1 protein-coding gene is annotated in these 1,978 nt (G+C 65.5%); it reads right to left on the bottom strand.

Annotated elements, in window-relative coordinates; translation table 11 throughout:
- Positions 1 to 1,740 precede the first annotated feature (1,740 nt).
- On the bottom strand, positions 1,741 to 1,978 hold a 238-nt coding region (locus ON40_RS54035), incomplete at its 5' end, for a hypothetical protein (RefSeq protein WP_218008903.1).

Here is a 1,978-nt window from a genome sequence, read left to right on the forward strand (position 1 = left end):
ACCCAGTCCGGCGCATCACCCAGCCCGGCGCATCACCCAGCCCGGCGCATCACCCAGCCCGGCGCATCACCCAGCCCGGCGCATCACCCAGCCCGGCGCATCACCCAGCCCGGCACGTTGCCCGACGCACCACTCATGCCCAGCACCACCCAGCCCGGTCCGACACATCGCGGAGCCTGGCGAATCACTCGGTCCAACACCTCACACAGGCAGCACGTCCCTCAGCCCTGCGCCTCGCCCACCCCATCACTTAGCCACACGTGTGGACGACCGTCGACAACTCAACCCGGCCTGCTCTCGGTTCGACGTGCCTTCAGTTCTGTCGTTGACAAGTTCGATGCGTAAATCGATCCGACCCCTCCTCGGCCGACGTACTGACGGTCCGACATCTCACTCGGTTCCGATGCGGCACTTGGCCGATGCGTTCGCTCGGTCCATGGCCCTGACGGTGCAGCACTCTCGTCGGTCCAGCGCGAGCGTCGGCTCATGGCTGATCCCGATCCGGCGTGCACTTTGATCCCGCAAAACCCCGACCGAGCGCGTCTGGCTCATTCATGCCTTCCTATCCGATCGAGCGCACCCGGTCCGCCGACCCTCGATCCAGGGCAATTCGGGGCCGCCACTTTTCTCGGCTGGGCGCAGGATCGGCTGCGTCGAGCTTCCCGGGCCGATCATCATCTCGGTCTCGGAACAGCTTCGAACCGACTGATCTCTACGCCGTACTAATCATGTATTCAGGTATGTCTTGGGGCGCTTCCACTTCCAGAGCACATCTGCACCGGCGCAGCCGCATATCGGCCAATGCGCTCGATGGGCTGCCACCTCTGTCAGCAGCATCAAATAGTGCCGTCCGATCTGATGGCGATGGGAGTGGCCGGACTGTTCTTCGTTGGCGATCACTCGTATCGACCGACAACCGGTGCGGCCGCAGTTTCTTACCCGACGTGGCGATGGATCGTCGTCCGTTCAGCCAGCGGTCGGTCTGCGGCCAATGTTGAAGCAGACTCCCATCGATCAGTCCGGCACGATCCGTCCGCAGCCTTAGGTTGGCTGCGCTGTCGCCACCCGCACGCGGAAACATGTTCGCGACCGCCGAGCAGGGGAGGAGCATCTGGGGCAAAAATCCGCCCGAACCCGAAAGGCAGACCACCATCCAGCCCCTCGACCGATCTTCGTCACGGTGACAGGAAGAGATTGTGGCGCCGCCGCACACGATGCCCGGGGCGACCTAGAGACCCGGCATCCGAATCGTGAAGCCGCCACGCCGGATGCGGCAGCCAACTCGGTGACCCGTCTGCCTCGGTCGGTCGACTCGATGTTTCACATGAAACACGCGACCACGACATGGGTCCGAACCTGCCCGCGATTCCCTACAAGCAGCGTCGCTTGCGACCGCATCGTCGGATGCGGAATTCCGCCGAATCCAGCGATTGCCTCACCGAGGGCTCGAAGTGAGCGGGCAAATCTGCGGTTCGGTATCGGGCGGACGCCGCATGTGTACCCGCGGACACCGTTGCAGTTGGTACGAGAGGCTGACAGTTACCGCGGATGCCGATCCCCTACACGGCCCCTCGAAAGCGTCCAGCATGTCCAGCCGACCTCACCGCACATGGCACGCACAACTCCGCAATCCACACCGACACTCGCAATCGCCCCCCACTGATCGGCCTCGGACTACCGGCCCGCCTGGCCCAGCCGGAGCCATTCCTGCGCAGTCGCATCCGGCACTGCTCAGAACTGTCAGTCAACCGACAGACGGCATACTGAGTCGACCGCCTTCGGCACCGACTTCGACCTGCGCGGCGCGAGATCGACCGCACCGCACCGCACCGCACCGCACCGCACCGCACCGCACCGCACCGCACCGCACCGCACCGCACCGCACCGCACCGCACCGCACCGCACCGCACCGCACCGCACCGCACCGCACCGCACCGCACCGCACCGCACCGCACCGCACCGCACCGCACCGCACCGC

Source organism: Nocardia jiangxiensis NBRC 101359, assembly GCF_000308615.1.
Classification (GTDB): Bacteria; Actinomycetota; Actinomycetes; order Mycobacteriales; family Mycobacteriaceae; genus Nocardia; species Nocardia jiangxiensis.